We start from the raw sequence: 23,108 nt of genomic DNA on the forward strand, positions 1-23,108 counted from the left end.
CTTGCGGATGAGCGGGCCGCGCCACGTCACGCCTGTCAGGTCGTTGCCCTTCTCCAGATACAGCACGTCGCCCTCGACGCGGACCTTGCCCGGCGCGGCGAAGTCCGAAACACGCCACCCTTCGCTCCATTGCATTGATCCGGGCAGCACCTGCCCCGCCGCGCCCGCATTGTGGCGCAATTTGAATCCCGGAACGGGCGCCAGTTTCGCGGTGTCGTCGGTCGGCGTATCGGTGGCCGGTTCTTCCGTCTCTGCCCGGCCTTCCAGGCGCCCCAGCAACAACAACGCGGGCAACAGCACACAAAGCCAGGCCAGACGACTCGTCCTCGCAGGAACGCGCACCATTTTAAGCCTCCCTCAGCCGATTATCGTGTTGTGACGCGGCTTCGATTCATTATACACGCTTGGCGGCCGGGCCGTCCTTCTGCACGGGTGTCTTCCCGCGTGTTCTGCTCACAAGTTACAGCACGCATTCTCATTACCCCGATCTTCCGGCTGGTCCGTCAGGCGCCGTTTCTTCCATGACATAGTGCGCTTGATATTGGGGCACGGGCTGGGCAAGGATGCCGCAGGCGGGCGGAACGGGAAGACTATCGCCGCGCCGTTTTTCCAAACACGAAGGAGACAGCCATGAAGTGTGCCGCCACGGTGCTTGTCGTGCTCGTTCTGGGCGGGTCCGGTTGCGCGAGGGGCGCGGACGCGCCCGCGCTGCCGGAGCTCAGCGACAAGACTCTTGTGGTCTGGGCGCGGCCCGCGAACCTGACGCAGCAGGGCGGCAGCGCACTGACCATCGAACAGCGCGGCATTTTTGACGCCATCGTGCTTGGCGAGCGCGCGCCGGGCAAGTGGATGGCCGGCAGCAACAATTTCCTGCGCACACAGGATGACCAGAGCGCAAACGCTGTGGAAACGGCCGGGCCGGACATGCTGGTGCAGGTTGCCATCGCGTACGCGGGCAAACGCGTGACGCTGCACCGGGACGGCGCCGTCTATGCGGTTTACGAGGTGGCCGAACCGCAGACCTTCGCGGAAGGCAGCATGGTCCTTATCGGGCTGCGTCACCTGGACCGGCGCGGCCAGCAGAACGCCTATTTCGCCGGTGCGATTGAAGAGGCCCGCATTTATGACCGCGCGTTGATCGGGGCCGAAATCGCGGCGTTGAAGCCGAATATGCCCTCGGAACCCGCGCCGCTGGCCTGCTGGGACTTTGAAGACGGCGCCGCCAGAGACACCATGGGCGTGTTTGCCGATGGCTTGCTCCTGGGCGGTGCGCGCATCGAGGGCGGGCGTCTTGTGCTCGACGGGATGTCCGCGTACATGAGAACGCCCGATGACGCCAGCGCGGGCGGCGCGTCGCCGCTGCATTTCCGGCCCGCGGCCGGGGTGATGGCCGACACGATCCCCTTTTACTGGAAAGGCGAGTATCACATCTTCTACTTGCGCGGCGGCATCGGCAAAGTACCTTGGGAACATGTGGTGTCCAGGGACCTGGTCCGCTGGCGCGAACTGCCGACGGCGCTTTTGTCCGACGGCGCGCCGGACAGCCCCGATGGCGGCCACATGTTCACCGGCAGCGTCATTGAGAAGGACGGGACCTTCCACATCTTCTATACCGGCCATAATCCCCAGAATCCAGAGGGACAGGAATTCACGATGCACGCCACGAGTCCGGATCTCATCACCTGGACCAAACACCCGGAAGACAAACTCGGGCCGGATGGCGTCATCTATTCAAATGCGCCGCACAACCGCAATTGGCGCGATTCATATGTGTTCCGGAATGACGCCGAGCAGCAATACTGGATGCTGGTCATCGCCGACGGCGTGCGGGAGAAAAAGCCCGTGCAAGGGCTGCTCACATCGAAAGACCTCGCTGCCTGGACCTATGAGCAGCCGCTTGCGGGCGCAGATGGCCAGGAATGTCCCGACCTGTTCCGTATCGGCGGCACGTGGTATCTCCTCGGCGGCGACCACTACCTGTGCGCGCCACATCCGCGCGGGCCTTACACGCGCCCTGCGTTCAGCGTCATCGACCGGCCCGGTGTTTACGCGGCCAAGCGCATGTTCGACGGGCAGCGGCACATCTGGACCGGCTGGGCGTGGGACACCGCGACGCTGCGCGATGGCGAGAATGGCATCTGGGGCGGCGACCAGTGTCTGCCCCGCGAACTGCATCCCGGCCCGGACGGGCAGCTCTTCTGCAAACCCGCGCGCGAGGTCGAGGCCGCCTTCTCAAACACGGTGAGACCCAATCCGGAAATCCTGGAAGGCGCGTGGGACAGGAGCGGCGGCAAGCTCACGGGTGCGCCAGAAGGGGCTGGCATCGCCCGGTGCCGCTGCGCCGTCCCGGCGGATTACATGTTTACCTGCAAGTTCCGTCTCGACCGCAAGGGGCAAGTGACCTTTCTGATGCGCCAGCGCGATGACGGCCGCGCGTACCGCTTCTCGGTGCGACCGGACGCGCAGTCGGCGGCGTTGTCGGGCGAGAATATCGACAGGGTGCATGACCACGTCGCCGTGAATACGGACGAACCCATCACTGTGAAGGGGTTTGTGCTCGGCAGCCTGATTGAGTGCTTCCTCAACGACGACTATGCGTTCACGCGGCGCGCGTACAATCTGCGCTCGGGCAGCCTCGGCCTGGAAGTCGAGAACGGCGCTATCGAGATCCTCGACCTGTCCGTCAGTTCGCCTGCCGACACGCCGCTTCCCTTGGACGACTCGGGGTTTGTCCCCATTTTTGATGGCAAGACTTTGACGGGGTGGGAATCGCCGGACATGAGCTACTGGAGCATCGAGGAGGGAGCGATTACGGGCCGCATTACGCCGGAGCATCCCTGCACGGTCAATCAGTATCTCGTGTGGGAAGGCGGCGCGCTGGACGATTTCGAACTGAAGATGAACTACCGGATGTTCGGCGCGTCGGCTTCGAACGGCGGCTTCCAGTTCCGCAGCGCCTTGCTTCCCGGCCACGACATCGCCGGCTACCAGATGGACAACAACCTCCAGACCGACTGGCTTGTGCGGCTCTACGACGAACACGGCCGCGAGACCCTCGCCTGGCGCGGGCAGCGCACAGCCATCGGGCCGGACGGCGCCGTGAACACCGTGTCCCTCCCCGAAGCGGGGGGGCCCGCGCCGTTCAGGCTTGAGGAGTGGCACGAATACCGGCTTATCTGTTGCGGTGCGCACATCAGCCTGTATGTCAATGGCCAACTCATGGCTGACGTGGTGGACGACGACCCGGCGCAGCGCGACCGTTCCGGGATCCTCGGCCTGCAGTTGCACAGCGGCGACCCGGTAACCGTGCAATTCAAGGATCTGCTGCTCAAGAGACTGCGTTAGCGCGTGGAGGTTGTGGACGAGGTCAGCACGAGGGGCGGCTCGGGCGCGATGACGTGTGGGACGCCAACTGGCCGGCGGCGGGCTCCTCCGTCGGGGTCTTGGCGATGCGGCCCGGCGCGGACACCGCCAAGTCGTCTCCACGGAATCTTCCAGAAGCCATCGCAAGGCGTGATTCCCGCTTCTTGCAGGAGCGAGGCCCGTCTCGCCCTTGCGAAACGCGGTCACAGTCAGCACGAACTGAAAACGGAAACGCCCCCTTTCAACAAGGGGCTCTTGGAAGGAACATCCACGTGGGTTTGATGAGAATCGGGCGGAAACGAAGTGAAAATGCCCGAAAGAGAGAGTGGTCGGGGTGATTGGATTTGAACCAACGCTCTCTTGACCCCCAGTCAAGCGCCTTAGACCGGGCTAGGCCACACCCCGACAACGTGTACCATGAGAATCATAGCAGACCCTGGGCCGCAGGCACAAGGCGCGGGCGATTGTTGCCTGGCGTGGCAAGCCGCCGGTGCCGCGCGCCCGGCCGGGTGTCTTTGAGCGCCCCTACGGCTCGATGCTATACTGAACGCGTGTTCAGTTGCGTCTACGGGCGCCCTCGCAGCGATGACAACACCTGCCCGCGGAATCGTGTCCATGCCGGAAAAAGCCTACATCAAGACGTTCGGCTGTCAGATGAACGAGCATGACAGCTTCCGAATGATGGACCTCCTGCGCGAGGCGGGATATGGCATTGCCGAATCGCCGGACGACGCGTCGGTCATCCTGCTGAACACGTGCAGCGTGCGGCACAATCCGGAAAACAAGGTGTACAGCTTTCTGGGCGCGCTGCGGCGGCGGAAGATGCAGCGGCCGGACATCATCGTGGGCGTAGCGGGCTGCGTCGCGCAGCAGGAAGGCGAACGGCTGCTCGAACGGGAGAAAGCGCTGGACCTCGTCTTCGGCCCGGATAACCTGTTCCGCTTGCCGGAGATGCTTGAAGCCGTGAAGCGGGGCGAGCGCGTGTGCGCGACGCAATGGCTGCCGCGCGAGCGGAAGATTCAGAATTTCATCCCGGAGGAATGGGTGGAGCGGGGCCATGTGGACGGCGTGAAGGCGTACATCGCCATCACGAAGGGGTGCAACAACATGTGCACCTTCTGTATCGTGCCGCACACGCGCGGGCGCGAAGTGAGCCGCGAGGCGGAGAATATCGTGCGGGAAGCGCGCAGTCTGGTCGCCCGCGGCGCGAAGGAAATCTGGCTGCTCGGCCAGAACGTCAACTCGTATCAGGCTTCGCGCAACTACCGGTTCCTCGAACTGCTCGATGAATTGTCGCGCCTGGAAGGGCTCGAGCGCATCCGGTTCACGGCGCCGCACCCGAAAGACTGGAACAAGGAATTGTCGGACCTCATGGCGGCGCGCAAGCGCATCTGCAAGCATTTGCATCTGCCGTTCCAGGCGGGCTCGGACCGCATACTGTCCATGATGCGGCGCAACCATACGCTTGAAGAGTATCTCGACAAGGTGCGCTACTTGCGCTCAGTTGCGCCGGGCGTCGAAATCACCACGGACCTCATCGTTGGTTTTCCAACGGAGAGCGAAGCGGAATTCGAGCGTACGCTCTATTGTCTGGAACAAGCGCGCTTCAGCCAGGTCTATCCGTTCAAGTATTCGCCGCGTCCAGGCACGCCCGCGGCGGGTCTCAACGATGACGTGCCGCGCGAAACCAAGGAAGAGCGCTTGGCTCGCGTGATCGCGGTTCAGGATCGCATCAACGAGGAAAGCCAGCGTGCGCTGGTGGGCACGACGCAGGAGGTGCTTATCGACGGCGCGCATCCGAGGAAGCGGCATGTGATGAGCGGGCGCACGGACGGATACCGCGCCATCAGCGTGCGCGGCGCAACGCTCGAGATTGGCGACCTCGTTTCCGTGCGCGTCGCCGGTTATGCCGGGCACTGGCTCGAAGGCGAACTGGCGGACGTGACTTGCGCGTAGTGCGGGTTCAGTAGAACGTCACGCACACCGGCTTGGGGATTTCCATACTCTGACCAACGGGGGAGAGCGCGCCCGATTCCGCGTCGATGCGGAACAGCACCACGGTATTCGTGTCCTGGTTCGCCGCGACCAGAAAACGCCCCGAGGGATCGATATTGAAATTGCGCGGCGTGCGCCCCTGCGTGGATGTCTCGCCCAACGGGGTAAGCCGGCCCGTGTCTGCGTCCACGGCGAAGGCCGCGACGCTGTCATGTCCGCGGTTCGAGCAATAAACGAACCGGCCCGACGGATGCACGCGGATCTCCGCGGTCGTGTTCTGGCCGTCGAATCCTTCTGGCAGCGTGCCCACGGAATGCAACATATCGAGCCGGCCCTGTGTCGCGTCATAAGCGAATGCGGTGACAGTGCTGCCCAATTCGTTCACAACGTAAGCGAAGCGTCCACTTGGATGAAACGCGAAATGCCGCGGACCCGCGCCGGGAGCAAGCGCCGCGAAGGGCGGGACATTCGGCTCGAGCGTGCCGCCCCGGTCGTCGTAGCGATAGACAAGAATCTTGTCAAGGCCGAGGTCCGCGGCGAATACGAAACGCCCGGCCGCGTCGAGCGTCACGGAATGCGCGTGCGGTCCTTCCTGGCGCTGCGGGTTGATGCTCGATCCTTCGTGCTGGACGAATGCGCAGGCCTCGCCGAGCCGGCCTGCTTCGTCGATGGGCAGCACGACGACACTGCCGCCGCCGTAATTCGCCGCGAGAACGTGGCGGCCCGCGCGGTCCACCGCAACATGGCACGGCCCCCGGCCCACGGACGACGCGGCGTTGAGGAACGTAAGCTTGCCCGTGACGGGGTCGATGGCAAAGGCGTTGATCGTGCCCGGGCCGCCCTCGCCCACGGCATACAGGTGAGGCTTGCTCGGATGGACCGCGAGGAACGACGGGCCCTTCGCACGCCCGGCAAGGCCGAGGTATTCGAGGCGGCCGTCCTCCGCGTGGAGTCTCAGCAGAAAGATACCCTCGTCCGGACCGCTGGCGTAAGTGCCTATATAGACGAACAGAGGCCTCGAGGCTGTTTCCCCAGCGGCGGCGAACCCGGCTTGTGTGAGACCGCTCAGACTCACGGAGATCAGGCCTGCCAAGACCAACTCGTTTCTCATGGCATATCCTTCGGCTGTGCGTGCCCTCCACTATGGCATAATGAGCCGCAAGGTTCCATTATCAAACGCGGAGGCAGCCAAGTCATGAAGCGTCGCGAATTCATGGGAAAATTCGCCGCGTCAGCGGCTCTCGCCGCAAGCGGCGCGGCATGGCGAGGGGCGGCGAGTGCCCGGGAGAACATTTCGTCGGCGGCTGTCTTGCCTCGGCGGTCTATCGGCGCGAGCGGGATCGAGGTCTCCGTGATCGGCTTCAGCGGCATTGTGGCGCGTGACAATACGCCGGAAGCCGTGGCGCAAGTCGTGCACGATGCGATCGAGGCGGGCGTCAACTACTTCGACACGGCGGCTTCCTATGGAAATTCGCAAGAGATGCTTGCCCCGGCGCTCAAGCCATTCCGCAAGGACATTGTCCTCGCCACGAAAACGCGCGAGCGCACGCGCGAAGGCGCGCGGCGCGAGTTCGAGCAGTCGTGCGCTATTCTCGGCACGGACTACTTCGACCTGTACCTCGTGCATGGCATTCAGCATGTGGCCGCCGATGTAGACCCCGTGTTTGCGGCGGAAGGCGCGATGGAATACCTGCTCGAACGGAGGCGGGCCGGTCAAATCCGGTTGCTGGGATTCTCCGCGCATTCAGATGCCGCGGCTCTTGCAGCCCTGGACCGCCACCCGTTCGACTTCTTCTATTACCCGGTCAGTTATGCGCCGTGGCTGAAGGCCGGCTTCGGGCCGTCCGTGCTGGCCGCGGCACGGGAGAAAAGCATCCCGTGTATTGCGCTGAAAGCGTTGGCGCGGCAGAAATGGCCGGAAGGCACGCCGTCCGAAAAACGGCAGGGCAAGCGCTGGTACGAGCCGATTGAATCGCGCGAAGAAGCCTCGCTCGCGCTAAGATGGGCGCTCAGCCAGGCGATCGTGAGCGTGCTTCCGCCCGGCGATGAGAGACTCTATCGCGAAGCCCTCGCCCTGCGCGACAATCTGTCTCCGATTACCGTGGAAGAGACGGAACGGCTGGGTGTGCTGGCGCAGAGCATGAACCCGCTGTTCCCCCGTGCGTGAGGGGGAAGAGGGGGGAGCAGTGAGCCGGGACTGTTCCTACTCTGTCTCTATCCGAAAAACGGCGACGAGGTGGACGATATCAAGGAACTGGCGGTTCGGGAAGAGGCGGCGGCCGGGTCCGTGAAAAAGGGCTCAAGGACCGCACGGGCCGGGTTCTTGCATACGACGATGTTGCCCAATACACCAATTGGGCGTGAGTGGTCCGCCAAACGATGGCTGTCATGACGCAAATCGGCGCTGCCATCGACGGGAATGGCGCATGGCCCGTCACGTGAGGTCTTTCAGGGGCTGGACTCCGCGGCGTTCGCCGGGTCCCAGATGGTTGCGGCTATGTAGCGCTCGGGCCCCGTCTTCAAGTCATTGAAATAATAGATGGTGACGACTTTACCGTCGGGCCGCTGGACGCTTCGGCAGTAGCCGATGTCGCGGTTGGCGCCGTCGTCGCGCAAGACGATGGGCGCGCTCCAGGTCTGGCCGCCGTCGTTACTCAATTTCGCGCAGATGCTGAATGGCGCGGCGCGGTAGCCGTAAGTGAGGCACAGGCGTGTGTCCCGCAACCTGACCAGGCTTGGCGGGTTCCCCTCCCCGAGGGTGTCCACGGGGTCGTTCAAATACGCCCAACTCGCGCCGTTATCATGCGACACATAGGCGTTCAGCCAGCGGTTGTACGACTCTCGGCGGCGCACCACGGTGAACAATGCGTTCTCCGAGAGGCGTACTGTTGCAGGCATGATCGCGAACCCGTCATGCTCCGGTCCAATCCAGGACAAGAACTCCCACGTCTTGGCGCCGTCCGTTGTACGGGCGCAGAAAGGCCGGCCTTCTTTGCCGTTGCTCTTTGCCGCGGTCAGGAACACCGTGCATGCGCGGGGCCCGTCCACGATGTAGTCCGTGCGCGCCGCCACGCCCTGCGCGTCGAAGTCTGGGAAAGCAAAAGGCCCTTTCCAGGTGTGTCCGCGGTCATAAGAGTAGTAAAAGCGCGCGGGGCCCGCATCGACGCTCGACATGCGCAGCGTCATCGCGAAATCCGGGTGTGTGAAGTCCACGCCGCCGGGGCAGGGCGTTGCGGGGGGGACCGCTATCCCGGGAAGTTCCGTGCCGTGCAGCGCACGGCCTTGAGGAAGAAGGTATCCGCGGCCGTTCGGATGCTCGACGGTCCATGTCTCGCCTCCGTCCAGACTGCGCGCGAGGCAGTGTTCTTCGGGTTTCTCGCGGTCGATGTGGTGCCGGTCGGGGCCGAGGTCCTTGTAATGGCCGCGCGAGAAGCCGACAAGTATCTCGTTGTCCCAAATCCAGATGCCGTGGTTGGCGGGCCAGCCGCCGAACCGGCCAGGCTCGTAGTAAACCATGACGTGCTTTTCCACAAAATCGGACTTCGGCTCCGGCTGCGCGGCAAGCAAACAACACACTATTGTCATCATGACGACGCGCTCCTTCTTCATCTTTGCGCTTTGCGTATTTCTCATGTCCGCTGCGATGAGACACTGGAAATTCAAGCGAAGGAGATAGTGTTCTCTTTCGCATGAACTACGGTTCCAGGAACGCGCTGGCTTCGCGGCGTGTGTCCGTCCAATCGAGTTCCAGCCAATGTCCGTTGCACCGGAAGACCGCCTGATCGCACGGGAACGACGCTTGCGCATAGGGATTCTCGTAGCGCGGGTAGTTGTCCAGCGTCACAACAGCGCCGTTCTGCCGCAACGGACCGGTCCAGCCGAAGGAGAGGCGACCTTGTGACGGTGACTCATAGCTGACACGCAGACCAGTGACACTAATGCGGGCGCCAAGAATGCGGTCCACGAATGCCTCAAAATCGCCGTCCGTCGCGCGCCTGCCCATCTCGCAGATGTAGACGTTCCGCCGCCCTCGCACGATCAATTCCCGGCCCTGATCTTCGCCCGGCCGGTCCTGCCAACGGTATGGACGATGCGAATACAAGGCGAGATATCCGTCGCCGCGCCGCGCGAACACCCAGCCGCCCCGTTCGATGCATTCATCGAAACAATCGCGGGGCAGCCACGCATGCGTGAAGAAAAGTGCGGTCGGCACGTAGAGACTTGGCCAGCGCGTGATGTTGTATATCTCGAGCACGACATTCCCGACCTGTGCCGCGCGCGGCAACACGCCGTAGCCGGTCCAGTAGTTGGGTGATTTCCCCAGCCGCCGCGCCGGATGCGAAGTGAAGCAGACGGCATCGGGGCCGAGCGTGGCCTGCCAGATATGCTGCTGATCGCCGCCGAAGCCCCGCCGGTAGTCCTGGGCGGTGCTCAACAGGAAGTCCGGCGTCCTGTGCGTGTAGATGTTCACTTCCTCGCGCGTGTTGCGGCATGCGTCCTGTTGGAAGAAGATGCTCGCGAGCGGCAGCACGCCCCAGTTCCGGCCCTGCAACAGCAGTTGCTGAAACGATTTCGCTTCCGAGAAGAATTCGTTCTCCCACCAGCCGAAGCTGTCTAGCATATCAACCCACAGGTTTATTGTCCGCGGATGCGCGTACGCTTCCAGGCTCAGCCACGTCATTCCGTCCTCGAGATTGTCGAAGCGGAGGCCCCACTGCGCGGCGTCGCGAACGCGGATACCCATGCGCTGCCGATGCACCATGGCCTCATGATTTTGCGTTTCCGATATTTCGTACAGGACGCGCGGCACGTGGTAATTCCTGGACAGGGCCAGGCAGACTGCGCTCATGCCGCGGCCTTCGATGCCGCCGCGGCCGAACGCCATCCGCTGGGTGTCCGATGTGTTCTCGGCGCGCGCGTGTTTCCGTTCGCGCTCATACGTGCGTCCGTGCGTGCCGCCGAACACGCCCCGGAACGAATTGCAGGCCATGTCCGCCAGCAGCAGGTGGGCCACCATCGCTGCTCGTGCAGCCATCTCGGGGTCGCCGCAGAAATCAACGAGGTTGAGCAGCGCCGTCAGGTCCGCGTCATAGTAGACGTTCGACAGCCACTCGCTGAACCCTGAGCGGAACCGCAGTTCGAGCCACCGCAACACGCGCGGGCGCATCACCGCCATCTGTTCGCGGCCTGTCCTGCCCGAGTTCGTGAATACGGCGTCGGGGAAATACTGGCCCGCGAGGTAGCCTGCCGAGGCGAACAGGATGTGGTGGTTTTCCGACCACGTGCACATCGAGTCCGTCCCCGGTTCGTCGGGCCAATACTTGAACCCGAGCGCCGAGCGCTGTACGCGCTCCCATTGCGTGGCTGTGAGACCCCGTGCTTCGGGGAACTGGTACAGCAGGCGAAGGACGGCATGCATGTCGAAATCGGCGCAATCGCGCCGGCTGTCGATCTCATTCAGGCTCGCCTCGAAGGCGGACCATTCCGCGGCTTCGCCCGCCGCCAGCCACGCGAGCTGGGCATACGCGCCTCCGCGGCCGCCGTTGACCAGATGCGAGAGGTATTCCGCGCGCCGCGCGGCGAAGTCTGGCAGGAGCACGACCTGATCGAAACCGGGCTGGTCCGCCTGGCAGGGCGGCCGGGGCTGTGCCGCGGCGATCACCGGGCAGAGGATCAACAGCGCCAGCGCCGCAACCGCGACCGGGATTCGAATCAGGCTTCGATTCGTCACTCTGGCCTCGGGCCGGCCTTTGCGGCCGCTTCGACCGGAAACGCGGGGTCGCCCGGCGCGATGCCGAAGGTATTCTCGCGCAGGTCGAGGTTCTCGGGGCCGGTCTGATTGAATCTAACCGGGTCGCCCGAGGTGTTGTAGATGATATTTCCTTCCACGAGGTACCCTTTGCTCCCTTGGTCAAAGAAGATGCCGTTGTTCGGCGCGCCGCCATGGGCGAACGCGCTCCGGTGCACGTCATACAAGAGGTTTCCGCGCAACACCGTGCCGGGCTGCAACCCGAGCGTATAGATCCCGCCGCCGTCCGCGAGCATCTTCATGACGTCATGCACGTCGTTGTATTCGACGAGGCAACTTCGCTGGCTGGTTTCGGATTCGTCCCAGCGGAAGCCGATGGAGATGCCCGTGTACGGCATGTCCGTCACGAGGTTGTGCGTGATGCGGGTGCCGTCGCAGAACGCGTCGAAAATGCCGACACAGCCGTGATTCACCGCGCCGCAACGCCGCACCGTGCAATCCGCAACCGCGTTGTTCCGCGGCACGAACCGCGGTTCCAGCCAATCTGCGGACAGAGAGGAATCGCCCGCCAACTCCTTGCGGCGGGACCATTCCTCGCCGCGCCAACCCACCATGATGCCGTTGCCCCCGATGTCTTCGAGGCTGCAATGACCGGCGATATTGTCGCGGCAAGCCGCGCCGAAAACGATGCCGCACGCCCCGGTATGCGCAACACGGCATCGCTTCATGCGGCAACCCTCGGCATACTCGAACTCAATCGCGCCGGGCAGCACGAACGCCGGCGCTTCCATCGTCGTGCCGTGGTGGCCGGCCTGAATGCCGACATACCCGAACTCGGGCAAGGGCCATTCCGTGTGCTGGAACGTCAACCCGACGAAGCATACGTTGCGCACCGGCGCTTCGGGCGCGCCGCGAACGACCAGCAGCCGTTCCAGACGCGGGGCGACCATCTCCTCCGCGTTGGGGTCTTCGCCGTCCGCCGCGTAATACGTCAAGACCCCGGTGCGGCGGTCCAGATACCACTCGCCCGGCTCGTCGACCAATTCGGGTGCGTTCTCGACATGGCAGGGTTTGCCGGGGCTTGTGGTCGTTGCGTCGCCATGGCCGATCCAGCCCGCGGGATGCCGGGTATGGATGACCGCTCCGTCGTTGGAGGCAATGCGCGCGCGTGTAATCGACCAGTTCTGGTAAACGACCAGTTCCGCGTCGCCATTGGCGAGGCCGCCCGCGGGCGGCGCTTGATCCAGCGTGATGGCCGTCACCTCCGGGTTGACTGCCGTAACGTGCAGCAGACCGTTCCCATTCGGGAAACGTCCGCGCGGCAAGCGCTGGCCGCCTCGGAATAACTGGCGAAAACACCACGTTCCGGACGCGACATCCGGCAGCGTAGCCGTCCAGCGCCCGTCCGCTCCCTTTTTCCAGCCGGTAATTCGCTCTCCGCCGCTGAAAATTGGCTGCTCTTTCTCATACGCGGTGTAGAGGATGCTGTGGCCGCCGGCGCCGGAATCCTGCGGCCCCAGCGTAAACGGTGCATCGAGGTAATACACGCCGCCGCGAACATACACGACCACGTCCGCGTCGAGTCCCTGATAGACAAGATGCCGGACGGCGTCCCGAGCGCGATGCAGTGTTGCGAATGGCGCCTCAATCGTGCCTTCGGCGCGGTCATCGCCGTGCGGAGCGACGTAAAATGCGGCGGGCGATACAGCGCCCGCGCAGGCGAACGCCTGGACCAGCAGAATCACGGTTTGCAGCATGACATTGCCCTCGCAATTGGTTTTCAGACGCGCCCTAAGATAGCGCACCACCGGCGTCCCGGGAAACTCCTGCCCGCGGGACGCCAGACGGGCGCCGTGACTGCCGCGCGCGGATTCGCCATGTGCCGCGAGATTTGTGTTATTCTGACGCAGAACATGCCGCAAGAAATGGACGGAGGGCTTGGGCATGACGCGTCGTGGATTTACGCTTATAGAACTCCTCGTGGTGATTGCGGTCATCAGCATCCTCGCGGGGATGCTGTTGCCCGCTCTGGGGCGGGCGCGGGAGTCGGCGCGGCGGACAAGCTGCTCGAACAATCTGCGCCAGCTCGGGCTGGTGCTCGAGATGTACGCGAGCGAGCAGGGGGGCGCGTTTCCAGTGGTCCAGCCGTATATCGGCGACCAATGCGATGAAAAAAACACCAACGTACTGATGTTCGACGGCCGCGCGATTTATCCGGAATATCTGTCGGATATTCGCGTGCTGGCGTGCCCGTCGAGCCCCGACGCATCCGATCGCGTCAAGGCCGGCTCCTGGAATCGCCCCGACGGACCCGGTGGCCAAAGGCGCGGCGGCTCGGTCAATCCGTGCCTGCTCGACCAGACCTCCTATCTGTACACGGGCTGGCTCCTGCGCACCGAAGACATCGCGGAGGTCGGCACCCGCGACCTATCGGAAATATTTCTTACGGCATTCAGGGATGTGTTGGAGAGCAAGGACCCCGGCCTGTTGGACCAGCCCTGGATGTTCGTCGACGATTTCGCGAAAGAGCACGAAATCATGCGCCTGCGCCAGGGGCTCAATCGCTTCCTGATCGAAGACATCAACGAACCGTCCAAGACTTCCCGCGCGGAGAGCGCCGTTGCCGTGATGTTTGACCGCGTTGACTTCGACCCCCAAGGGTTCAATCACGTGCCCGGCGGCGGTAATGTCCTTTACATGGACGGGCACGTCGAATTCTTGCGTTACCCGGGCGAATTCCCCGTTAGCCGGGCATGGGCCGAATTCATCGACCTGATGAACCTCTGAACAGGCGCCGGCGCGATGTACGGCTGGGTCAGCGGCCTCCCCATTGCCAGACCAGCTGCGCGATCTCCGGGCTGTTCTCTTGCGCGAGCATCAAGGGCGTCTTGCCCGCCGCGTCCTTCTTGTTCACGTCGGCGCCCTGCGTCACCAGGATTCGGACCATCTCCAGAGCCCCCGCCTGGATAGCCAGATGCAGGGGCGTGTTGCCGGCGCCATCCAGTGCGTCCGGGTCTGACCCAGCCGTCAGCAGGGGAAAGAGCACGTCCAACTGCTTGTGACGGACAGCCAGGTGCAGCGGAGTGTTGGCCTCTCCGTCACGTTCGTTGACGGACAGTCTGCCGCCGGCCCCGTAGCGGCTCCAGTCCTCCATGGCGGCGCGAAACAGGGTCTCATTGCCCTTGATCGCCGCGATGTGAAGCAATGTATGGCCCTCGGGCGTCTTCCGGTCGAGCTTGCCACCGTTAGCGAGCAGGAACCGCACCATTTCAACCTGCCCGTGCCACGCGGCCAGTTGCACGGCGTCCCAGCCGTCATTCGTCGTCAGAGTGGGGTCGGCGTAATAGCTGACCAATAACCGGGCCATCTCGAGGTTCCCGTGGCGCGCGGCGCGGTGCAGCGGTGTTACGCCGTCCGCGTCTTGCAGGTTCGCGCGCGCGCCGGAGCGCAACAGCTTCTCGACTGCGGCGAGGTCGCCGTCGCGCGCGGCGCGATGCAGCGCCGTGAGACCGTGCGCGTCCTGCCGGGCCGGGTTGTTCGGACGGCACGCGCACAGCGCCAGCGCCACGAACACGGCGGTCGCGCGCAAGCCCATATACAGCGGTCTTGTCCTTTTCTTGAACATGGCACTCTCCAATTATCACAATACAGATGAAGCGCCGCCCCTGCAAGGGCAGCCGCCGTGCCGGCGGCGAGGCGCGGAGCCGGTGCCGTCCGTGGAGAAGGAAGAATACGCCATCCTGGACCGCGTCCAGGACGCTCATTGGTGGTATCGCGGCTTATGCGCGATGCTTGAAGACGCGCTGGATAACGGCTTGCCGACAGGCCATCGCGATGCACGGCTATGCTGCGACGCGGGCTGCGGCGCGGGTGTCGCCTTTCCGGTGTTGCGCCAGTCGGCGCGGGTCATCGGCGTCGATTGCGCGGAGGAGGCGCTGCGTTTCTGCGTTCTTCGTGGCGAGCACAGGCTTGCCCGGGCTTCCGTGACGGCCATTCCTCTTGCCGATGCGTGTTTCGACCTCGTCGTGTCCTGCGACGTGCTCTATCATCGCGGTGTACACGATGAGGCATTGGCTGTGCGCGAAATGTGCCGCATCCTCAAACCGGGCGGCCTCCTGCTTGTCAATGTTCCCGCCTATGAATGGCTGCGTTCCTCGCACGACGCCGCCATACATACCGGCAGGCGTTTCACCCGTGCGCAAGTGATTCGTTTGCTTGATCAGAACGGATTCGAAACGGTCCGAGCGACGTACTGGAACACGCTGTTGTTTCCCATCGTCGCCGCGGTTCGTGTTTGGCGCAGGGCGGTCCCGCGTGCCCAGTCGGACCTGAGCGGCCCCCGGCCCGGCTGGCGCCAGGCCGCTCCCGCGGCCGTGCTTACCCTGGAACGGCGCATCCTCAGGCGGATTTCGCTCCCGTTCGGAGTGTCTATCTTCGCCGTCGCGCGCAAGGCGTAAGCCAGGCTGCCTGCGTTTTCCGTCGTATCAGCGTCCTGCGCGGCCCGTTGGTATGTTATTGCCTGTACGCGTTATACTTGCGGCGGGTTGGAACGGGGACAAGACTATTTCCCTTTCCGCCCGGGCCGTATGGCTATCCCGGGGAGCACGCGCCCGGACCTTTCCTGCGGCAAACGGAGACAATGGCGAATACGCGCAAAAAACTGGCCCGGCGCAGCATCGAGCGGCGCATCCTGACATCCATCCTGTGGGTGGGCGTCATTCCCATGGCCATTGCGCTCACCCTTGGGTATTTTGCCGCGCACGAGGGGCAACGCATCGCCGTACAGCAGAACCTGGAAACGGCTGCGAGCAAGACCGCGCTGGGCGTGCAACTGGCCATCAAGGGCCGCCAGCGCGGCGTTGTCCGGCTGACGCAAGACCCGATTATCACGGAGGCGCTCGGCCGCCTGCGTCTTGGCGAGACGATGGACCGGGACGCCGTCATGCAACGGCTCAGAAGCGAAACCTCGGCCGCTGCCGACCTTCAGTCCCGATTCCATCTCTACGATGCCGCTGGCCGGCACCTTGTGGGGACGGACGCCGCTTCGCCAGATGAAGAGGATCACCCCGAATGGGTGGGAACCATCGATTCCGTGCAATTCAAGAGCCTGTACCCCGCGTCCACGGGCGAAGGGTATACCGCCCGCGTCGTCGGCCCCGTGTATGCTCCCGGCTCCGAAACGGTTCTCGGTTTTGTCGCGGATGACCAGAATATCGAAGACTTGCTTCGTTTTGTGCTGCGCCAGGGCAGCTGGGAAGAAGGCCCGGTCGGCAGCAACGACGTCTACGAGGTAGTCTACCTGGGCGACCTGTTTTCCGCTACTGCATACCTCGATTCCGGCGTCGACCCTTCCGACCCGGACGTCACAGTCAGTCCCGTGGTCGAGACCAGCGTTGATCCCCAGCTGGCCGAGCTTTTGCGCAATGCCAGGAAGGACTTCGATTCCTTCTCGATCTGGAATTACCGGAGCCGCGGCGAGAGCATCCACGCGCTCATCGCCTATCACCGTCTCATGCCGGAGCGCAACCTCTTTATCGTGGTGTACCGGCCGCGCATGACCGTCTTCGCCAATATCAACCTCGCCGCGGTCATCAGCTTTGTTGTCAGCGTTATCATCATTGCGCTCTTCTGTATCGTCGCCTACCGCAACGTCCACAACAACATCATTCGCGCCGTTTCGCTGCTCAATGAAGGCGCGCAGATCATCAAGCAGGGGGATTACGAGCTTAAACTCAAGATTGGCACGGGCGACGAGATTGAACAACTTGCCAATTCCTTTAATGAGATGGCGTCGGCGTTGCGCCGTAATATCAAACAGCTCGAGGAATCAGAAGAAAAGTACCGCAGTCTGATTACCTCGATGCGTGACGGCATCTACCAGACCGATCCCGCCGGCCGCATCCTCTTCATGAATCCGGCGGGCGTCGAAATACTTGGTTTCCGCACCGTGGACGACGTCATGAGCCGTCATCTGCGCGAACTGTTCGTCGAGGAGGATGATTTTGTGCGGCTCACGCGCGAATTGGCCCGCCGCGGCTACATCGAACGCACCCGCGTCTGGATGCGCCGCAGTGACGACCGCGCCATTTGCGTCGAGATTACGGCGAACCGGGTCGAGAGCCGCGAAGGCGCGATCCTCGGCATGGAAGGCGCGTTTCGCGATGTGACGCAGAGCGTGCGTCTTGAACAGGAGGCCCGCGAACGGTCGGAGCGTATCAGCGCGATCAACCAGATTGCGAACGTCATCAACTCCAGCCTCGAGGCCGGGCGCGTCTACGAAAGTATCGTTGGCGAAGTGCGGAAGGTTGTCACGTTCGACTATGCCTCCGTTTCCCTCCAAGGGAAGGACGGGGACGGTTTTGAGACCCGGCAACTTTGGCCGGAGCCGGACGACGGCGGGGCCGCCGTGGTGCGCCGGGAAGAAGACTCGTCCTGTGTCGCATGGGTCGCGCGCGAAGGCCATACCTTGATCGTTGACAACCTCGGCGGCGCTTCCGCGGAACTCGCGCGCCAGTTCCCGCCAGGCACCTTGAGCTGTCTGTGCACGCCCCTGCACGCGAATGAGCGCATCATCGGCTCCCTCAACCTCGGGGCCGCCCGCAACAGCGCGTTTACTACGCACGACATCGAAGTGATGGAACAGATGGCCCCGCACGTCGCCATCGCCATTCGCAACGCGGTCCTGATGGACAACCTCCAGCATTCGCTCGACGAGGTCACGCAGGCCCGCGAAGAACTCCACCGCGTAAATGAGGAACTCAAGACCCTCGACGAGATGAAGACGAATCTGCTCTCCAACGTCTCGCACGAACTGCGCACGCCCCTTGTCGCCGTCATGGGGTATACCGACATGATCCTCAACGGCAAGGCGGGCCCCGTGAATGAGACGCAGCGGGAGTATCTCGGCATTACGCTGCGCAACGTCGAAAAGCTCGTCACCTTGATCGAGAATCTGCTGGACTTCTCCCGGTTGCACCGTGGCCAGGAGGAACTCGTGTTCGATGTGTTCGACATGGTCGATTGCGCCCTCACCAGCATTCAGATCATCCAGCCCGTGGCCGACAGCCGCGGCATTGCTGTGACGCTGAACGCGCCGCCGGAGCCCGTGCTGGTGGAAGGCGACAAGGGGAAACTGGGCCAAGTCTTCAACAATCTGCTTTCGAACGCGGTGAAGTTCAATCGGCAGGGCGGTCAGGTGTGCGTGGATATCCGCATCAACGGCGACAACGTCGAGGCGTCCGTCAGCGACACGGGCATTGGCATCCCGAAAGAGGCGCAAGACAAGGTGTTTACCCGCTTCTATCAATACGACGCCACGTCCACGCGCAAATATGGCGGCACCGGCATCGGCCTTTCCATCAGCCAGGACATCATGCGCCTGCATGGCAGCCGTATCACGATCCGCAGCGAAGAGGGTCGGGGCAGCACCTTCCTGTTCACGCTGCCGCTGAGCAATGTGCGCCACCCCGCGCCGGAGGGGCAGACGCCGCCGCTGCCCTTGCCGGTGGAAACGCACCTGCTCGTGTGCCTCGTGACGCAAGACCGCGCCCTGAGCGGGCAAGTGCGCAACATGCTTCTTTCCGAGCGCATGGATATCATCCACGCCGCGTATCCGGCGTTCGCGGTGACGCTGGTCAACCGGTACAACCCCGACTGCATGATCGTCGATACGCAGGTCGGCCCGCTGGGAAGCGTCGTACTCGACGAAATCCTCGCCGACCCGTCGGCGTCAAGCGTCCCGGTGATTCTATTGACCAACGACGACCACCTGTATGCCCGGTATCGTAACGTCGTCGCGGGGCGCATCAAGCGGGGGTTTCGGCGGAGCACACTGCTCAGCGGCATCCACTACGCCCTGAGCAAAGGCGTTAGCACAGGCGAACAATTGGGTCACAAGATTCTTACCGTCGACGATGACCGCGAAATCTGCACCTTTATCCGCCGGTGTCTGGAACCGGAAGGTCATGTGGTCGACCAGTGCGCCAGTGGCGAGGAAGCGCTCGAGCGGATGGCCACGGGCGAATATTGGCTGGTGTTGCTCGACATCGCCATGCCCGGCCTTGACGGGTGGGAAACCTGCGCCCGCATCAGGGCCAACCCGGCCCTCGCGGGTGTCAAAGTCTACCTCGTGACGGCCAAAGCCGTCGACAAGACCCTGCAGCAAATCCAGGAATCGGGAGCGGATGGATACCTGCTCAAACCGTTCAAAGCTGAAGACCTCTTAACGCTGATCCAGGGCTTTGAAACGTCACGAGGCGTGAAACTATCACCGTGAGAACCCGATCGCTTCCGCCTGCTGCCGTTCCAGACCGGCCCTTTCTGACCCTGTTGCGCTACAATGCGCCGTATTGGCGGGAATACGCCGCCGGCGCCGCGCTCGCGTCCATTCACGCGCTTCTCGGACTGGCCATGCCCCTGGTAGTCCGCGGCGTGGTCGGCGCGTTCGAATCCCGAACCATAACGGGAACGGGGCTGGCGGGTTTTGTCTGCGGATTGATAGGGGTGTTTCTTGTGGCGGGCGTGGCGCGCTATTTCCAGCGCACGCTGATGATTAACGCCTCGCGCAAGTTTGAGTACGACCTGCGCAACGATTACTACGCCCGCGTGCTGGCCTTGTCGCGCGCGTTCCTTAACCGGACCAGCACCGGCGACATCATGGCCCGCGCCACGAACGACATCAATTTCGCGCGCGACTTCATCGGCCCCGGCATCATGTATACGATTGACATGCTGCGTGTGCCGGCAAGCCTCGGCATGATGCTTTGGCTAAGCGTGAAATTGACCTTCATCGCCCTTGTGCCGCTGCCGTTTCTCTCCATCGTTGTCTATGTGCTCGTCCGTTACATCCACCGTCAGTCCCGGATTGTGCAGGAACAGTACGGAACAGTAACCGCGCGTGTCCAAGAAAACCTTGCGGGCGCGCGTGTCGTGAAGGCCTATGGCATCGCCGACCGCGAAGTGGCGCGTTTCCGCGAGGAATCCGAACGATATATGCGCGAAAACCTGCGTCTGGTGGCCATAACCTCCTTCGCGTGGCCGCTGATCGGGCTGTTGATTGGCGGCGCCATCCTGCTCATCATCTGGCGCGGTGGTGGTTACGTGATTCAGGGCTCTCTGCGTGTAGCGGACCTGACGGCCTTTCTCGTCTGCCTGATCATGCTTGCACTGCCCCTGGCCCAATTCGGCTGGGTGCTTACCCTGTACCAGCGCGGCGCGGTCGGAATGAACCGCATCAGCGAGGTGCTCGCGACGGAACCGGACATTCGGGACGGCGCGAGCACACGCCGCGACGCCTGTATCACGCACGGGGCGATCCGGTTTGAAGAGGTTTCTTTCGCGCACGGGCCGACGCCCGTACTGCAGAACGTATCGTTCGAAGCGCCCGCGGGCCGGGCCCTGGCCATCGTCGGGCCCACCGGTTCCGGCAAGAGCACCGTCGTGGCCCTGTTGACCCGCGAATACGATCCCCAGTCCGGGCGCATTTGCATCGACGGCGTCGACCTGCGCGAACTGCCCTTGGCCGTTCTGCGCGACGCTGTCGGCTGCGTGCCCCAGGATACCTTCATCTTTTCCGACACCATTCGGCGCAACCTTCTGCTGGGGCGGACCGGCGCCACCGATGCGGAGCTGCGCGATGCGTGTGAAGTAGCCCAGTTCGCGCCCGACGTGGCCGGGATGGCTATGGGATACGACACGCTGCTCGGCGAGCGCGGCATTAATCTGTCTGGCGGTCAGAAGCAACGCCTGGCCCTGGCCCGCGCCATTGTGCGCAACCCGCGCGTTCTCATCCTGGACGATGCCCTGTCGAGCGTCGACACCCACACGGAAGAACGCATTCTGCGCGGTTTGCGCGGCGTCATGGCCGCCCGCACAAGCATTATCATCTCCCACCGCATCTCGGCGGTACGCGAGGCGGACCTTATCCTTGTTCTTCAGGACGGGCGCATTGTCGAGCGCGGCAGTCACGCCGCGCTTATCGCGCACGGCGGCCTCTATGCCGGCATGTACCGGCGGCAGTTGCTCGAGAAGGCCCTGGAAGACGAATCGTGAGCGAAGGCTATCACCACGAAGACGAGGCGCCGCAACGCGCTTACGACGCGCGGCTCATGCGCCGTCTGCTCGGCTACGTGCGGCCCTACCGTCGCTGGATGTTGACAGCCGTCGCGCTACTGTGTGTCGTCGCGGTCATCAGCAACCTCACGCCGCTCCTCATCATGTGGTCCGTGGACCGTTATATCGCCAGTGCGCCGAACGTGCCGGGAGCAGGCGCGGAACACGCGGCGGACACCCAGGCCGCCGATGCCAGCATGGACAGACTGTTCCGCCTGACAACCATCCTGGCCGGCCTGATAGTGACAGAGGCCATTCTCCGTTACATCCAATTGTTGATTGTGTCCTTCGTGGGCCAGCGCACCATGCTCGAGATGCGGGTGGGGCTTTTCAACCACCTGCAGCGCATGCCGCTGAGTTTTCTCGACCGCCACCCCGTGGGCCGCCTCATGTCGCGCGTCACCAACGACGTGGAGCGCATACAGCAGACTATCGTGTCCGGCGTCGTCGATGTCTGCAGCGACCTGCTCACCCTGGCCGCGGTCCTCTGTTTCATGTTCGCCATCAACTGGGAACTGGCGCTCATTTCGCTCAGCCCCGTGCCTCTTGTCCTCGTTGTGAGCGCCTTGTTCCGCAAACATGCACAGCACTCATTCCTGGAAATCAGGCGCAAGATCGCCGGTCTCAGCGCGTACCTGCAGGAAACCCTCAGCGGCATGCGCGTCGTGCAGCTGTTCCGCCGCGAGCAAGCCTGCGCGGCGGAATTCGACCGCAAGAACGCGGACCATCGCGACGAGTGGTTCCGGCAGGTGCGCAACTTCGCCCTGTATTTTCCCGCCGTGGATTTCCTGGGCGCGCTCTCCGTTTCGCTGATAATCCTCTACTGCGGCGTTCAGTTCTTGCGCACGGAAGCCCTCGTGTCCGGCGTCGCCTCCGTGGGCACCCTGTTCGGCTACGTATTCTGGGCCGAACGCTTCTTCGGACCCATTCGGGCCCTGGCCGACCGCTACAACATGCTGCTCGAAGCGATGGCCTCATCTGAGCGTGTCTTTCAACTCCTGGATACCGCGCCTGACATACTGGACAAGCCGGGCGCGGCCGCTCCGCCCCAATGCGCGGGCAGGGTCGACTTCGATGGTGTGGGATTTGCCTACGAAGAAGGCCGGCCTGTGCTCCAGGATATCGACCTGCATATTGCGCCGGGGGAACGCGTCGCCATCGTGGGGCATACCGGCGCAGGCAAGAGCACGCTCATCAGCCTGCTTACCCGCTTCTACGACGTCACGGAAGGCGCCATCTGCGTCGATGGCGTCGATGTGCGGGACTACGAGCAGGTCGCGCTCCGCCGCAGGATTGGACTTGTGCTGCAGGACGTCTTTCTGTTTTCCGGTTCCGTCGCGGAAAACATCCGCCTGGGCAACCGCGATTTGGACGACGCCGTGGTGCGACAGTGCGCCGCCTATGTGAACGCGGCCCGATTCATCGAGCGGCTGCCCGGCGCATACGCATATGAAGTGGGCGAGCGCGGCTGCAATCTCTCGACGGGGCAGCGTCAGCTCCTTGCTTTTGCGCGAGCGCTTGCGCACGGCCCGCGCATTCTCGTGCTCGATGAGGCAACCTCGAGCGTGGACCCCGAATCCGAGGCGCTTATCCAGGACGCAATCAACAAGCTCCTGGCGGGCCGCACGTCGATCGTCATCGCGCACCGCCTGAGCACCATTCAGCACTGCGACCGCATCGTGGTCCTGCATCACGGCCGTATCCGCGAAATGGGCACGCACCAGGAACTCCTGGCCCTCGGCGGCTTGTATCGCACCCTATATGAGTTGCAGTATAGAGACCAGGCGCTCACGGAGAGGACATGATTCAAGCCCCTGACGGCGGCTCGAGACGCAAGGGTCCGCAGATGGACGATCACATAATTCAGGTCCGCTTGGAAACCGGGGACCGG

General features: G+C 63.4%; 14 protein-coding genes and 1 tRNA gene. 8 read left to right on the top strand and 7 right to left on the bottom strand.

Annotated elements, in window-relative coordinates; translation table 11 throughout:
• Positions 1-345: hypothetical protein (locus KA184_07160; GenBank protein MBP8129347.1), on the bottom strand; the 345-nt coding region annotated here is incomplete at its 3' end.
• 285 nt (positions 346-630) lie between these two features.
• On the opposite strand from KA184_07160, the gene KA184_07165 reads away from it, so the two are divergent.
• Positions 631-3,345 carry a DUF1080 domain-containing protein gene (locus tag KA184_07165; GenBank protein MBP8129348.1) on the top strand — a complete coding sequence of 905 codons (2,715 nt, stop codon included), beginning with the start codon at positions 631-633 and terminating at the stop codon, positions 3,343-3,345.
• A gap of 344 nt (positions 3,346-3,689) precedes the next feature.
• On the opposite strand, the gene KA184_07170 is transcribed toward KA184_07165, so the two are convergent.
• Positions 3,690-3,768 (bottom strand) — tRNA-Pro (locus KA184_07170).
• A 210-nt stretch (positions 3,769-3,978) separates the two neighbouring features.
• Between KA184_07170 and miaB the strand changes: the two genes are divergently transcribed.
• On the top strand, positions 3,979-5,319 hold the full coding sequence (miaB, locus tag KA184_07175) for a tRNA (N6-isopentenyl adenosine(37)-C2)-methylthiotransferase MiaB (protein MBP8129349.1): 1,341 nt from the start codon (positions 3,979-3,981) through the stop codon (positions 5,317-5,319).
• Between the two features lie 7 nt (positions 5,320-5,326).
• Here miaB and KA184_07180 read toward each other — a convergent pair whose 3' ends face one another.
• Positions 5,327-6,469, bottom strand: a complete 1,143-nt coding sequence (locus KA184_07180) for a lactonase family protein (protein ID MBP8129350.1) — start codon at positions 6,467-6,469, stop codon at positions 5,327-5,329.
• Between the two features lie 84 nt (positions 6,470-6,553).
• Between KA184_07180 and KA184_07185 the strand changes: the two genes are divergently transcribed.
• Entirely contained in the window at positions 6,554-7,525 is a 972-nt protein-coding gene (locus KA184_07185) for an aldo/keto reductase (GenBank protein ID MBP8129351.1), read from the top strand.
• A gap of 281 nt (positions 7,526-7,806) precedes the next feature.
• Here KA184_07185 and KA184_07190 read toward each other — a convergent pair whose 3' ends face one another.
• From KA184_07190 to KA184_07200, 3 genes are all read right to left on the bottom strand, one after another.
• Positions 7,807-8,946 (bottom strand): exo-alpha-sialidase, encoded by a 1,140-nt coding sequence (locus tag KA184_07190; GenBank protein MBP8129352.1) that lies wholly within the window; start codon positions 8,944-8,946, stop codon positions 7,807-7,809.
• A 106-nt stretch (positions 8,947-9,052) separates the two neighbouring features.
• Positions 9,053-11,089: a hypothetical protein gene (locus tag KA184_07195; GenBank protein MBP8129353.1), complete on the bottom strand. Its 2,037-nt coding sequence runs from the start codon at positions 11,087-11,089 to the stop codon at positions 9,053-9,055.
• The gene (locus KA184_07200) at positions 11,086-12,864 is read right to left on the bottom strand and encodes a right-handed parallel beta-helix repeat-containing protein (protein MBP8129354.1); all 1,779 of its coding nucleotides are present in this window, start codon (positions 12,862-12,864) and stop codon (positions 11,086-11,088) included. Before KA184_07200 ends, KA184_07195 begins: the two co-directional genes overlap by 4 nt.
• A gap of 187 nt (positions 12,865-13,051) precedes the next feature.
• On the opposite strand from KA184_07200, the gene KA184_07205 reads away from it, so the two are divergent.
• Positions 13,052-13,894 (top strand): DUF1559 domain-containing protein, encoded by an 843-nt coding sequence (locus KA184_07205; protein MBP8129355.1) that lies wholly within the window; start codon positions 13,052-13,054, stop codon positions 13,892-13,894.
• A 28-nt stretch (positions 13,895-13,922) separates the two neighbouring features.
• Here KA184_07205 and KA184_07210 read toward each other — a convergent pair whose 3' ends face one another.
• Entirely contained in the window at positions 13,923-14,732 is an 810-nt protein-coding gene (locus KA184_07210; GenBank protein ID MBP8129356.1) for an ankyrin repeat domain-containing protein, read from the bottom strand.
• Positions 14,733-14,823: 91 nt separating this feature from the next.
• Here KA184_07210 and KA184_07215 point away from each other — a divergent pair, with 91 nt between their 5' ends.
• The 4 genes from KA184_07215 to KA184_07230 all read left to right on the top strand — a co-directional run bounded on the left by KA184_07215 (position 14,824) and on the right by KA184_07230 (position 23,022).
• Positions 14,824-15,564, top strand: coding sequence for a class I SAM-dependent methyltransferase (locus KA184_07215; protein ID MBP8129357.1), 741 nt, complete (start codon positions 14,824-14,826; stop codon positions 15,562-15,564).
• A 182-nt stretch (positions 15,565-15,746) separates the two neighbouring features.
• Complete coding sequence (locus tag KA184_07220) at positions 15,747-19,382, top strand: response regulator (protein MBP8129358.1); 3,636 nt, start codon at positions 15,747-15,749, stop codon at positions 19,380-19,382.
• Positions 19,379-21,157 (top strand): ABC transporter ATP-binding protein, encoded by a 1,779-nt coding sequence (locus tag KA184_07225; protein MBP8129359.1) that lies wholly within the window; start codon positions 19,379-19,381, stop codon positions 21,155-21,157. The genes KA184_07220 and KA184_07225 overlap by 4 nt, the downstream gene beginning before the upstream one ends.
• Positions 21,154-23,022, top strand: coding sequence for an ABC transporter ATP-binding protein (locus tag KA184_07230; GenBank protein ID MBP8129360.1), 1,869 nt, complete (start codon positions 21,154-21,156; stop codon positions 23,020-23,022). The genes KA184_07225 and KA184_07230 overlap by 4 nt, the downstream gene beginning before the upstream one ends.
• Positions 23,023-23,108 lie beyond the last annotated feature (86 nt).

This window comes from Candidatus Hydrogenedentota bacterium, from assembly GCA_018005585.1.
Taxonomy (GTDB): domain Bacteria; phylum Hydrogenedentota; class Hydrogenedentia; order Hydrogenedentales; family JAGMZX01; genus JAGMZX01.